The organism is Methylorubrum sp. B1-46 (assembly GCF_021117295.1).
In the GTDB taxonomy this organism is placed as follows: Bacteria; Pseudomonadota; Alphaproteobacteria; order Rhizobiales; family Beijerinckiaceae; genus Methylobacterium.
Genome location: NZ_CP088247.1, coordinates 487,917 through 499,906, shown reverse-complemented (window position 1 = coordinate 499,906; position 11,990 = coordinate 487,917). Strand labels below are relative to the sequence as shown.

Here is an 11,990-nt window from a genome sequence, read left to right as displayed (position 1 = left end):
GGACGACAGGGGAGGGCAGGTGGCGCGGGATCCCTACATCGTCAGGACCGAGACTCTTCTGTCGGCCTTCCCCCCGGGACACGAGCCGCCCCGGCTACTCCGCGATTTCGCCGATTGGCTCGACGGGCGGCCCTGGGGCAGCTTCGGCTGCTTCCGGCTGCAGGGGACGCTCACCGACGAGGCGCCGATCGTCGACGGCAGCGCCCTGCGCCGGGAATTCTCGCTGTTCCTCTACCTGCCCGACGGCTCGCTCGTCGGTTTCTGGCACCCGGACGGCGTGCCGACGCCGTCGAGCCCCGTCGTCGGTCTCGGCTCCGAAGGGGATGCGGCGGTCCTCGCGGGCTCACTCGAAGGCTTCCTCGCCAAACTCGCCCGCGACGCCTTCTCGGGTACCGCTTGGAGCGATCTCGCCGCCGAGGAAGACGAAGACGAGAAAGAAGACGAGGAGGACTTGGCGCGGGCCGCGGATGGCGACGCGCGCGATGCCTTTGCGAAATGGCTCGCGGGGCGAATCGGACCGGAGCGCCTGGACGCTCTGGCCGGCGAGATCTGCGATTCGACGGCGTTCGCGGCGCGGATGGATGCCTGGATGCACGAGCGTGAGGCCTACTGGGCCGGGCATTCGATCCTGACCGAGATCGGGCGCGCCTTGGCCGCCCACCGCCCGCCTGGCAAGACGCCCTGGGACAGGACGCAGCTCAGGGCCGCCATCGTTGGGACGCTGTGCGAGGTGCAGGTCTACCGCGCCGGGCCGCAGCCGGTCCCAGAGATTGCACAGGTGGAGCCGCTGCTACGTGCCCTGCGGGACGAGCAGCACCGAGCCGATCCCGATCTCGGCCTCTGGTTCGAGGCGCATCTGGCGCTCGATGCGAAGGGCTGCATCCTGCCCTGCTTCGATTATCAGACCCGCCCGATCCTCGGCGGCGCGCCGGCGCCCGTCGAGCAGGCACGGTCGGATCTCTCACGGGCACCGCGCCCGGCGCGATGGGTGCCGGACTGGCTCGCCGATCCGCGCGCGTGAACCTCCCCCGCTCGGATCAGAGCGGCCGCACGGCGTCGAGCGTCAACTGCCGCGCTGCCGCCCCGCATCCGAGCACGCGAAGCGCGACCGGTCGGCCGACCGTCAGGATCGTTTCGAGAGCGTGCTTGACCGAAGAGTTGGTGGCCGCGTCGAGGTTGCGGTAGCCGTCCTCGACGTTGATGAACGTCCGCTGGCCGGTTTTCTCCTCGACGATGACGCTTTGGAGATAGAGGCCGTCGCGGCCGAACTCCCGCTTCACGACACGGCCCGTCATCTTGGCCGGGAGGCAGCCTTCGTCCGTGGACAGGTTGCTCAGGCCGACGACTTTTCCCGCGGCATGGCTGAGTTTGGGTGCTGCCAGGGCGACGCCTCCGAGCACAAGCAGCAGAATCGCGAGGGCAATCAGGACGGTGGCGAACGCATCCGCCACGACCGAGCGGAGAACGCCGTCCGCGGCACTGTGTGACGTTTGACCCGGCATGGCACAATCCCCAAGCGTGCCAGCACCTTATGAGCGAGGCGGAGGCCGGGAACAGTCCGTCAAACGATCTACCACCGATAGGTCATAAGGATCGACCGGTAGCGAGGTCACGGCCGTCGCGCGAAGCCGCTTGAGCCGAGCGCAAGCCTGAGCTCGCGGAGGCGGGGCCAGAGACGGAGGCCAGCAAGAAACCGGGATCATCGCCTTTCGGGCGATGGCCCTGCGGCTACGGCCGCTGTGCGAGGAACTCCAGCACGCCCGTGCGGTGCTGCCGATCGCCGACGGCGGTCGAATGGTCGCGGTTCGGCAGTTCCAGCGCGCGGGCGTTCGGCATCAGCTTCGCCAGTTCCGGCCCGGAGCCCGCCACGGTGTCGAGGGTGCCGACGGTAACCAGGGTCGGGGTGTCGATCGCCGAGAGTTCGGCCCGCGACAGGGTCTGGCGCGAGCAGCGGATGCAGGCGGCGAGCGCCCGCAGGTCGCTCTTGGTCTGCTCCGCGAAGGTGCGGAAGGTCGCTGCGGTCGGGTTCGGCGCGGGCGTGCCGGGGGGCGCTTCCAGCGCCTCGGCGATGCCCTGCGGCAGCCCGTGCCCGTCCACGAGATGGAAGCCCATGCCGCCGAGAAGCAGCGAGCGGACCTCGTCGGGATAATCGAGCGCCATGTGCGCGCCGATGCGCGCGCCCATGGAATAGCCCATCACGTCCGCCCGTTCGATACCGAGGTGGCGCAGCAGCCGCACCGCGTCGCCCGCCATCCGGTCGGAGGTGTAGGCGGTGGGTTCGTAGAGCTTCTCGCTCTGGCCGTGGCCGCGATTGTCATGGGCGATGACCCGGTAGCCGGCCTCGGTCAGATACCGGACCCAGAGCGTATTGACCCAGTTCACCGCATGATTCGAGGCGAAGCCATGAATCAGCAGGATCGGGTCGCCGCCGCCAGGCGCCCCGTCCTTGGCCGGCACGTCGATATAGGCGATCTGCACGCCGTCGGAATCGAAGCTCTGCATCCGCGTGTCTTCGGGCGCCGCGGCGCCGATGTCAAAGGCCGCGTGAAGGCTCCTTGCGACATCCCGCAGGATTTGGCGCCGTGCCACCCGGTCTCGCCGGACACCGCCCGACTTGCCGCCGCCACAACGGGCTGGCATCACCCCGGCACGATGACCGACTCCTCGCCCTACGGCACCTACGCCCCCACCGGCCTTGTCGCGCGGATCGCCGAGCGCACCCAGCGGCTCCCCGAGCAGTCCTGGCGCGCCCGCCGCCTGGCGATGTTCCTGCGGCGCCTCGCGATCTCGATGCTGCGTGGGCGCCCGCTCGACGTCGAGCGCTACGGTGCGCGGATGCGGTTGCACCCCTACAACAACAACTGCGAGAAGAAGGTGCTTTTCACCCCGCAGTTCTTCGACCCACAGGAGCGTGCGCTGCTCAAGCAGCGCCTGAGTGACGACGCGGTGTTCCTCGACATCGGCGCCAATATCGGCGCCTACGCGCTGTTCGTGGCGGCCTTCACGGGCCCGCGCGCCCGCATCCTCGCGGTGGAGCCGCAGCCCGATGTGTTCGACCGGCTGACCTTCAACATCGGCCAGAACCCGTTCGGCACGGTCAAAGCCATCGCCTGCGCGGTCGCCGACAAGGGCGGCGAGCTGACCCTGTTCATCGATCCGCGCAACCGCGGCGAATCGAGCGTGAAGATCGTCGGCACCCACAAGAACGCGACCGTGCGCGTGCCCGCCGTCACGCTGGTGGATCTCTGCCGCTCGGAGCGGATCGAGCGCATCGACGCGATCAAGCTCGACGTCGAAGGCGCGGAGGATCTGATCCTGGAGCCGTTCCTGCGCGACGCGCCGGCCTCGCTGCTGCCGTCGCTGCTCATCATCGAGAACGGCGCCGACCAGTGGCAGATCGACCTGCCGAGCCTGCTCCACAAATACGGCTACCGCCAGATCGCCCGCACCCGCCTGAACCTCATGTTCGAGCGGGCGGATTCTTCGCGCCCGGCGTGAGGATCGGCACGGGCGCCTCAATCGCAACGCTCTCCGGCCCGATCGCGCAGGTATAGGCATAGGCCTCGACGCCCGCCGCCAGCGCCGCTCGAAGCGCGCGGTCGAAAGCCGGATCGATGTCGCGGGCGACGTCGAAGGCTGCCGCCCGCATCTGGATCACTACGATCAGCATCGCCCGGCCGCCCGAGGCGACGACGCCGGCCAATTCCTCCATGTGGCGGGCCGAGCGAGCGGCCTTGCAATCGGGAAATTCGGCGAGCCCCGCCTGCCGCATCAGGTGGCAGTTCTTTACCTCGACATGGCAGGGCGGCAGGCCACCGCCGCTCGCGAGGAAATCGACGCGGCTCGCCTTGCCGTAGGCGACCTCCGGCCGGAGCGTCTCGTAGCCCGCCAGCGGCGCGAGCCGACCCTCGCGAAACGCCTCCGCGACGAGAGCGTTCGGCCGTGCCGTGTTGATACCGACCCATTGCGGCCCGCCGGGCAGCTCCGCCTCCACCAGCTCCCACGAGAACCCGAGCTTTCGCGCCGGATTGGTCGAGGGAGAGAGCAGCACGCGGAACCCTTCCGCGTTGAGCCCGAGCATCGCGCCGGGATTGGCACAATGCGCCGTCACCTGCGTGCCGTCTGCGAGCGTCACGTCGGCGAGGAAGCGCTTGTAACGCCGCACGAGGCGCCCTTCGAGCAAGGGAGTGGGGAAACGCATCGTAACCTGGAGAAGCGGAAGGAGTTTTCGCTTTCGCGCATCCGCGCCCTAGCTTCCACCCGTTTCCCCGCCCCCGAGGCTCCATGTCCCAGAGTTCCGACCCCCAGACTTCCCACACACAAGGTTCCGAGGTGACGGCCGCCATCCTCATCATCGGCGACGAGATCCTCTCGGGACGCACCAAGGACAAGAACATCGGCACCATCGCCGACATGCTGACCGAGATCGGCGTGGACCTGCGCGAGGTGCGCATCGTGCCGGACGTGAAGGCGGAGATCGTGGCCGCGGTGAACGCCCTGCGGGCGCGCTACACCTATCTCTTTACTTCGGGCGGCATCGGCCCGACCCACGACGACATCACCGCCGACAGCGTGGCGGCAGCCTTCGGCGTCAGTATCGATGTCGATCCGCGCGCCCGCGCCATGCTGCTGGAGCGGCACCGGCCGGAGGATCTCAACGAGGCCCGCCTGCGCATGGCCCGCATCCCCGACGGGGCCGACCTGATCGCCAACCCGGTCTCGAAGGCACCGGGCTTTCGCATCGGCAACGTCTTCGTCATGGCCGGCGTGCCGCAGATCATGGCGGCGATGCTCGACGAGATCCGCCCGACGCTGACGGGCAACGCGCCGGTCCTCTCCGAGACGATCGAGGCGGGCGCGATCCCCGAGGGCAACTTCGCCGGCGGCCTTTCCGAGATCGCCGCAGCGCATGGAAGCCTATCGATCGGTTCCTATCCCTCGATGACGCCGGACGGGTTTCGCAACCGCATCGTCGTGCGCGGTCGCGACGCGGCGGCGGTCGCGGCGGCGCGGGCGGCGATCGAGAAATTGCTGGAGGAACTCCAGGGTTAAGCAGTTCTTTGCCGGTATCGCCCTCGGTCTCCTGAAATAAATTTCTGGACGCTGGGAGCGGGCAAGCGCTGCCATACGTTTGCCTGCGACGAGATGACCGCCGAGGGCTGCATGTCCCACGATTCCCGCAGGCCCGGCGAAGACAAGTCGCAGAAGGCGCAGACCCGAGAGAGGGACGACGCCCAAGTCGAGAAGGCTCATCGCCCGGACGCGCTGATCCTGCACGAGATCATCCGGCGTGAGGGCGAAGAGGAGATGCGGCGCACCGCGCTGGCGCTCTCGCTCTCGGGGTTCTCTGCCGGGCTCACCATGGGATTTTCGCTCATCGTCCCCGGCGTCCTGAAGGGCCATCTGCCGCACGAGCCCTGGGCCGACCTCGTCGTGAGTATGGGCTACTCGATCGGCTTTCTCATCGTCGTGCTCGGGCGCCAGCAACTCTTCACCGAAAACACCGTGACGCCGATCCTGCCGCTCCTCACCGAACGCACCTTCGGCGCCTTCCTGCGGGTGGTTCGTTTGTGGAGCATCGTGCTCGTGGCCAACATCCTGGCGACCATCGTTATCGCCTCGGTGCTGGCCCACACCGATGCCTTTAAGCCGGAGGTGCGGGAGGCCTTCGCCGAGATTAGCCGCCACACCATCAAGGACCCGTTCTGGACCACCGTGATCAAGGCAGTGTTCGCGGGCTGGCTGATCGCGCTGATGGTGTGGATCCTGCCGGCCACGGGGTCGGCGGCGCCTTTCATCATCATCCTGATGACGTGGCTCGTTTCGATGTGTGGGCTTGCCCACATCGTCGCCGGCTCGGTCGATGCCTACTACCTCGTCGCCACCGGCGAGATCGATTTCGCAAAGTATGTGACCGGCTTCTTCGTGCCGACCCTGCTCGGCAACGTGGTCGGCGGGGTGACTCTGGTCTCGGTGCTCAACTTCGGGCAGGTCGCGCCGGATATGGAGGGACAGGATCGCGTCGGCGTCTGAGGGCCTATCTTTCCGGCTCCGCGATCATTGGGCCGACGACCGCTTGCCGACCGACAGTGTTCCATCGTCCATGAAGGAGAAAACGACGCCGTGCTCGCGCAGGGCCGCGACCGCGCACTGACGGGCCCGGCCGGACACGTTGACATCCTCTTCCTCGAGTCGGCGGATGGTGGAGAAGGAAAGCTTGGCGGCGGCGGCGAGCTGCTGCATCGACCAGCCGAGCAGGGCGCGCGCCGCCCGCAAGTGCGGGCCCTGAATGAAGTGCTCAAGGCTGTCGCGCAGGGCGCCGGGCACCGCTCCGCCGAAGTGGAGCGGCGCGACGTAGTTCATCCAGCCCTCAATGCCGCCGTCACCACTTCGAATCGGCACCATGACCATGCGGTAGGGCACGGTCTCGCCGCTCGCCAGGATCAGGCGCGGCTGGACGTTGACGACCTGCCGAGTGAGATACAGTTCGCGGCCATGGTCGCGCCATCGCGTGCGCTCCTCCTTCAGGACCGGGAGTGTCGGCTCATCGAGAAGGGCCTGTTTCGACTTGCCGACGAGTTCGAGCCATTCGGGCGAGAAGTCGGTATAGGGGTAGACGGGCGTGATGGAGGTGAAGCTCCCCGTCTGCTCGAACACGGTTCGCCGGCGCCGCCGCTCCGCGGCCTGCGCCCGTGCCAGCATCTCACGGTCGCTCACGTCGATCAGCACGCCCATCGCCTGGATCGGGCGCCCATCCGGTGCCAGGATCACCTCGCCGCGGCTCATCACGGTGCGCAGCGTCCCGTCCGGGCGAATGACGCGGAAGGTCTGCTGCGTCATCTGCCCGGTCTGCAGCAGGTCGGCCGTCGAGGTGACGTTGTCCCGGTCCTCGGGGTGAACGAGAGCCAGCATCAGGCCGTACTCCGCCCGTGCCGTTCCAGGTTCGAGCCCGAGGATCCGGAACAGACCCGGCGACCAGACATGCTCGTCGCCCGCGAAGGTCCAGGACCAAGTGCCCGTCAGGCCGAAGCCTTCGACCATCCGCAGGATGTTGTCAGGTTGAAGCGTCCGCGCGATGTCGATCATGTTTCGCTGCAGAGAGGCAACGCGGCCAGGAGCGAGTAGTCTTACGATTTTTCGTTTGCATTGTTTGCAGGGTGAAGTTCTGAGATTGTGATTTCCAGAAATTTTGGCGTCGGCTTTGGATCGTTTGTAACCCGATTGGGAATGGGAAGGGTTCATCGCTCGAAAAGCGTGGGTTCTGTCCATCCTCTGGAGAGATCGCCCTGCGGAGTGTGTGATACGGCTTCCGGTCGATCGCCCCGGCCTGCGTCTCACGCCGTCATCGCGCGTCTCCAGCCGACGCAATTCCAGGGCGCGACCTTTCCGGATCATGCGGAGTCCTCGATTGCCACGGCTTCGCCTTGCAAGGACTGAATGGATCAACTCGAAGCCGTATCGGAGGCGCCAGCACGACGGCTCGGACATTGAGTTGAGACGAGCCGAGGTCTGCGAGGCGATCGCCGGCCGGTGAGGCTCGCTTAAGATCGATCGTTTCAGATGATCGCCGAGCAATAGACCACCGCTATCACCGCGTTCGGACCTTCGCAGAGGTCGGCCGATTGCAGCTCGCCCCTATCGCAGCATGAACCGATCGGCCTTCGGTGGTTCGCGTCCGGTCTCGCCGAGTGCGTCGAGGATTGCCGCGTCGGCGGCGTGCAGCAGGGCATCGAGGGGCAGGTCGTTGGCGTCGGTGCCGAACGGCTCCTCCAACTCGTCGCCGAGCGCGTCGAGGCCGAAGAAGGCGTAGGCCACGAGCGCGGCGATGATCGGCGTCGACCAGCCGAGCGAACCGGCGAGCCCGAACGGCAGCAGCAGGCAGTAGAGCCAGGCGGTGCGGTAGAGCAGCAGCGTGTAGGCGAAGGGCAGGGGCGTGCCGTGGATGCGCTCACAGGTGGCCTGGATCGCGGACAGGTTGGCGATCTTGTGTTCGAGGCTGGCGAACAGGATGTCGCTCAGGGCGCCGGTCTTTGTCGCCAGGGCAAGATCGCGCGTCAGACCCGTGAGCGCCGCGTCGGCCCCGCTCGGCCGCCGCTCGAGCCCGGCGAGATCCTCCGGCGGCAGCCAGGGCGCGAGCGCCTGCGTTTCGTCGAGTCCGCGCAGGCGGGCGTGGAGCGCGTGGGCGAAGCCGGCGGCCCGTCGCAGGGAGCGGCGGCGCAGGGCCTCGTGCTCGGGCTCCGGCAGCAGGGCCGGCAGGAGCCGCGCGAGGCCGCGCATCTCGACGATCAGGCCGCCCCAGGCCCGACGGGCCTCCCACCAGCGGTCGTAGCAGGCACCATTGCGAAAACTCAGGAAGATCGAGAGCGCAAGGCCGACCAGGGTGAAGGGACCGATGCCCGCGGTGACGGGAAACCACTCGGCGTGCCGCTGCTCGATCGCGACGACGAGGAAGGAGAGCGCGGCGATCACGATCACCTGCGGCGCGACCTTGGGTAGGATCGAGCCGCGCAGGGCGAACAGGATCGTCAGCAGGCCGGGACGAGGACGGACGATCATGGCAACGGCGTCAGCGGGCGCAGGTCTCGACCAACCGGCGCATGAAGGCCTCGCCGCGGGCGAGTTCGTCGAGGGTGATGAACTCGTCCGGCTGGTGCGCCTGATCGATCGAGCCGGGGCCGCACACCACCGTCGGGAGAACCGCGCGCTGGAAGCGCCCGGCCTCGGTGGCGTAGGGCACGGTGATGGTGGCGTTGCGACCGGCAAGCCGCAGGGCCAGCCGCTCGGCTTCCGATCCTGGATCGGGCGCGAGCCCCGGCACCGACACCTCCTCAACCGTCTCGATGTGCCCGTAATCGCCGTATCGGTTGAGACGTTCCCGCATGACCCGCTCGCAGGCTGCGGCGAACAGGGTGGGGATCTCGGCCATGTCGAGATCGGGCAGGCCGCGAAATTCCCACAGGAAAGTGCAGAGCTTCGGCAGGATGTTGCGCGCGGTCCCGCCCTCGATCACGCCGACATGGACCGTGGTGTTCGGCGGATCGAACCGGCCGGAGGCGTCTCCGCGGACGACCATGGCGTCGGCGATGCGGTTCAACTCGGCAATCAGGTCGGCAGCAGCCATCACCGCGTTGGCGCCGAGCCCCGGCTTGGCCGAATGCGCGGCGTGGCCGTGCACGGTGGTGTTGTAGGTCACGACGCTCTTATGCGCGTCGGCGACCTGCATCCCGGTCGGCTCGCCGACGATCACCGCACCCGGCCGGGGCAAGTCGGCGCCGAAGCGGGCGATGGTGTCGCTCACCCCCAGGCAGGTGGTCTCCTCGTCGTAGGAGAGCAGGATGTGAATCGGTCGTGTCAGCTCGGCTTCCAACGCCGCGGGCACCAGGGCCAGCGCCAGGGCGTCGAACCCCTTCATATCGACGGCGCCCCGGCCGTAGGCGCGGCCTTCGGCGACGCGCAAGGCGAACGGATCGGAGGTCCAGGCCTGTCCCGTCACCGGAACCACGTCGGTATGGCCGGAGAGCACGATGCCGCCGTCCCGCATCGGTCCGAGGGTGGCGAACAGGGCGGCCTTGTCGCCGGTCGCGTTCGGCACCCGGACATGGGGCACGCCCCAGCCGTCGAGATAGCCGGCCACGAAATCGATCAGCGCGAGGTTCGATTTCGAACTCTCGGTGTCGAACGCGACGAGCCGCTCCAGAAGCTCCAGCGGCGAGAATCGGGTGCCGCGTGACGGCGCCGTCAATGGACGACGCGGCGCATGTGCGGCGAGTCCAGCGAGAAGGCCGGGATCTCCGCCTCGAAGCTCTCGCCGCCCATCGTCGACATCGTGTAGCTGCCGGCCATCAGGCCGTCGGGCGTGGTGAGCGGGCAGCCGCTGGTGTAGCTGAACGACTCGCCCGGCTCGAGCACAGGCTGCTTGCCGACGACGCCCGCCCCGCGCACCTCCTGACAGGCGCCGCGCCCGTCGATGATCCGCCAATGGCGCGAGCGGAGCTGGACCTGCTCGCTGCCATTGTTCACGATCTCGACCGTGTAGGCGAAGAAGTAGCGGCTCTCTCCCGGCGAGGACTCCTCCTCGACGAAGCGGGGCTCCACCGTCACCGTGATGCCGCGCGTCTCGGCCTTGTACATCGGGTGAAAGCATCTCCGTGGACGGCACGCAGGCCGGATCGCGACATCTGCGACGCGCCGTGGTACGTGGCGCCAGAAACCTCGTCAATCACGGTATCCTACGGTGGGCGGAGGCCGGAGACCACGTGCCGAACGCGTCGCACCGGGGAGAATTCGAGGGAGCCGCGGCACCCGCGCGGGCTGATCGCCCGGCGAGCGCAGTGGGTCCGGCACTCGGCACCGTTCTGACCCTCGCGCTCGCCCTCGTCTTCGCGTGGTGGGACCCGGCGCAGAACCGGTGGCCGGCGCTCGCGCTGGTGGTGGCGCTCGGTCTCGACGCTGTGGCGCGGATCGTGGCCCGGCTGGTTCGTCAGCGCACGGGCGTCGAGACCGAGTTCCGAGGCCTGCGCTCGCCGATGCTGGTGCTCGGCAACGCGATGGGGATCGGCGCTGCGGTGGTAGCCGTCGCGGCGGGCTTTCGCCCCGACCTGTTCCCGCTGCTCGCGAGCGCGCTGGCCGGCCTCGTCGCAATGGGGGCCTGCGCCCGGCTGGCGCTGGCGCGGATGGTGATCGCGATCGAGGCGGCGGAGCGCGCGGCCGCCGAGGCCAAGAAAGCCGAGGCGACCAAAAGAGGCGAGGGGACGGGACGATGAGCGGAGACGTGCCGGCAGCATCCGGCATCCTGCCGGCGCAGGCCATCACGGCGCTGACGGAGGCCGGGGCGATCCGCCCTGCGACCGCCTACGCCACCGACCAGATCCAGCCGGCGAGCCTCGACCTGCGGCTCGGCACGCGCGCCTACCGCGTGCGCACGAGTTTTCTGCCCGGCGGCGGGCGGACGGTGGCGGCCTGCGTCGAGGCCTTCGCGCTGCACGAGATCGACCTGACCCAGGGCGCCGTGCTGGAGACGGGCTGCGTCTACATCGCCGAATTGCAGGAGGCCCTGGCGCTGCCTCGCGACCTCAGCGCCAGCGCCAACCCGAAGAGCTCGACCGGGCGCATCGATGTGTTCACCCGCGTCATCACCGATCGCGCCAGCGCCTTCGATCAGATCGAGGCGGGCTATGCCGGCCAGCTCTACGCCGAGATCTCGCCGCGTACCTTCCCCGTCCGGGTGCGCACCGGCTCGCGTCTCTCGCAGATCCGCTTTCGCCGGGGCGATCCGCGCCTGCGGGAGGCCGAACTCGCCGCGCTCCATGCCAGCGACCCGTTGATCGATGCGGCGACGCCCTCACTCCAGGGTGGCGTGCCGGTCTCGGTCGATCTCGCAGGCTTCGACGGGCTGATCGGCTACCGGGCCAAGCGCCATACCGGCCTGATCGACGTGGACCGCCCGCGCGGCCACCGCACCCGCGACTTCTGGGAGCCGCTGCCGGCCGACGGCAGCCGCACGCTAATCCTCGATCCCGGACAGTTCTACATTCTGGCGTCAAAAGAGGCGGTGCGGGTGCCGGCCGATCATGCGGCGGAGATGGTGCCGTTCGATCCCCTCGTCGGCGAGTTCCGCGTTCATTATGCCGGCTTCTTCGATCCCGGCTTCGGTCTCAGCGAGGCGGGCGGCGCCGGTGCCCGCGCCGTCTTGGAGGTGCGTTCCCGTGACGTGCCGTTCCTTCTGGAGGACGGTCAGATCGTCGGGCGCCTCGTCTACGAGCGCATGCTGGAGCGGCCCGCGACCCTCTACGGTGCGGGGGCGGGCTCGAACTACCAGGCGCAGGGCCTCAAGCTCTCGAAGCACTTCGCCAACGAGCCCGAGCCGCCGCCAGCGGGTTGAGCCGGCTTTCGTTCGTACGGCGCGGTCCCGCGGGTTTGAGCCACATCAAAGCCGATGGCGGTGCCACATCCTAGCCCTGCGACCGAGAAGGGGTGGGACGGGCCGCCCC

At 68.5% G+C, this 11,990-nt stretch carries 13 protein-coding genes; 6 read left to right on the top strand and 7 right to left on the bottom strand.

Features of this window, described 5'->3' with window-relative positions:
* Positions 1-19 precede the first annotated feature (19 nt).
* On the top strand, positions 20-1,021 hold the full coding sequence (locus LPC10_RS02420) for a hypothetical protein (RefSeq protein WP_231345310.1): 1,002 nt from the start codon (positions 20-22) through the stop codon (positions 1,019-1,021).
* Between the two features lie 16 nt (positions 1,022-1,037).
* Here the strand turns inward: LPC10_RS02420 and LPC10_RS02415 are convergent, their stop codons facing one another.
* Positions 1,038-1,502 carry a hypothetical protein gene (locus LPC10_RS02415; protein ID WP_231345309.1) on the bottom strand — a complete coding sequence of 155 codons (465 nt, stop codon included), beginning with the start codon at positions 1,500-1,502 and terminating at the stop codon, positions 1,038-1,040.
* Positions 1,503-1,728: 226 nt separating this feature from the next.
* Entirely contained in the window at positions 1,729-2,502 is a 774-nt protein-coding gene (locus tag LPC10_RS02410) for an alpha/beta fold hydrolase (protein ID WP_231345308.1), read from the bottom strand.
* 150 nt (positions 2,503-2,652) lie between these two features.
* Here LPC10_RS02410 and LPC10_RS02405 point away from each other — a divergent pair, with 150 nt between their 5' ends.
* On the top strand, positions 2,653-3,498 hold the full coding sequence (locus LPC10_RS02405; protein WP_231346944.1) for an FkbM family methyltransferase: 846 nt from the start codon (positions 2,653-2,655) through the stop codon (positions 3,496-3,498).
* Here LPC10_RS02405 and sfsA read toward each other — a convergent pair.
* The gene (gene sfsA / locus LPC10_RS02400; protein WP_231345307.1) at positions 3,461-4,201 is read right to left on the bottom strand and encodes a DNA/RNA nuclease SfsA; all 741 of its coding nucleotides are present in this window, start codon (positions 4,199-4,201) and stop codon (positions 3,461-3,463) included. The genes LPC10_RS02405 and sfsA overlap by 38 nt on opposite strands.
* An 83-nt stretch (positions 4,202-4,284) precedes the next feature.
* Between sfsA and LPC10_RS02395 the strand changes: the two genes are divergently transcribed.
* Together LPC10_RS02395 and LPC10_RS02390 are read left to right on the top strand one after the other, a co-directional pair.
* Positions 4,285-5,052: a molybdopterin-binding protein gene (locus LPC10_RS02395; RefSeq protein ID WP_231345306.1), complete on the top strand. Its 768-nt coding sequence runs from the start codon at positions 4,285-4,287 to the stop codon at positions 5,050-5,052.
* Positions 5,053-5,163: 111 nt separating this feature from the next.
* Positions 5,164-6,033 (top strand): formate/nitrite transporter family protein, encoded by an 870-nt coding sequence (locus LPC10_RS02390; RefSeq protein ID WP_231345305.1) that lies wholly within the window; start codon positions 5,164-5,166, stop codon positions 6,031-6,033.
* Between the two features lie 24 nt (positions 6,034-6,057).
* Here the strand turns inward: LPC10_RS02390 and LPC10_RS02385 are convergent, their stop codons facing one another.
* From LPC10_RS02385 to apaG, 4 genes are all read right to left on the bottom strand, one after another.
* The gene (locus LPC10_RS02385; RefSeq protein ID WP_231345304.1) at positions 6,058-7,086 is read right to left on the bottom strand and encodes a PAS domain-containing protein; all 1,029 of its coding nucleotides are present in this window, start codon (positions 7,084-7,086) and stop codon (positions 6,058-6,060) included.
* 549 nt (positions 7,087-7,635) lie between these two features.
* Positions 7,636-8,556 (bottom strand): bestrophin family protein, encoded by a 921-nt coding sequence (locus tag LPC10_RS02380; protein ID WP_231345303.1) that lies wholly within the window; start codon positions 8,554-8,556, stop codon positions 7,636-7,638.
* 10 nt (positions 8,557-8,566) lie between these two features.
* Positions 8,567-9,742 carry an acetylornithine deacetylase gene (gene argE / locus LPC10_RS02375; protein WP_231345302.1) on the bottom strand — a complete coding sequence of 392 codons (1,176 nt, stop codon included), beginning with the start codon at positions 9,740-9,742 and terminating at the stop codon, positions 8,567-8,569.
* Positions 9,739-10,131 (bottom strand): Co2+/Mg2+ efflux protein ApaG, encoded by a 393-nt coding sequence (apaG, locus tag LPC10_RS02370; RefSeq protein WP_108938506.1) that lies wholly within the window; start codon positions 10,129-10,131, stop codon positions 9,739-9,741. Before apaG ends, argE begins: the two co-directional genes overlap by 4 nt.
* Positions 10,132-10,256: 125 nt before the next feature.
* On the opposite strand from apaG, the gene LPC10_RS02365 reads away from it, so the two are divergent.
* Together LPC10_RS02365 and LPC10_RS02360 are read left to right on the top strand one after the other, a co-directional pair.
* A complete protein-coding gene (locus LPC10_RS02365) occupies positions 10,257-10,763 on the top strand; it encodes a hypothetical protein (RefSeq protein WP_231345301.1) in 507 nt (168 codons plus the stop codon).
* A complete protein-coding gene (locus LPC10_RS02360; RefSeq protein ID WP_231345300.1) occupies positions 10,760-11,881 on the top strand; it encodes a 2'-deoxycytidine 5'-triphosphate deaminase in 1,122 nt (373 codons plus the stop codon). Before LPC10_RS02365 ends, LPC10_RS02360 begins: the two co-directional genes overlap by 4 nt.
* Positions 11,882-11,990 lie beyond the last annotated feature (109 nt).